The 243-nt window shown below is 69.1% G+C and carries 1 protein-coding gene; it reads right to left on the bottom strand.

The features are described 5' to 3' along the window. On the bottom strand, positions 1-228 hold a 228-nt coding region (locus AB0T83_RS20515), incomplete at its 3' end, for a diacylglycerol kinase catalytic domain-containing protein (RefSeq protein WP_366195039.1). Between the last annotated feature and the right edge of the window lie 15 nt (positions 229-243).

Raw genomic sequence — 243 nt, 5'->3', positions numbered from 1 at the left:
CAGCGTGCCGTCGCCGCCAAGCACCACGGCGACGTCGGCCTCCCGGCCGATTTCCTCGGCAGTCAGCGCGGGATAGCCGGTCAGCCCCGTGGCCTGCGCGGTCTCGCGCTCGAACACGACATCCTGGCCATTGCGCAGAATGTAGGCGGCGAGCTCCTCCAGCGGGCCTTCGATGCCAGCAGTCGAGTACCGGCCCACCAGGGCTACGGTCTTGAACGGGGTGCGCAAGGCGCTGGTTTTGGG

The organism is Meridianimarinicoccus marinus (genome assembly GCF_040689105.1).
Classification (GTDB): domain Bacteria; phylum Pseudomonadota; class Alphaproteobacteria; order Rhodobacterales; family Rhodobacteraceae; genus Meridianimarinicoccus; species Meridianimarinicoccus marinus.
Note: the sequence above shows the minus strand (reverse complement) of the source record. Positions and strands in the feature narration are given on the sequence as shown.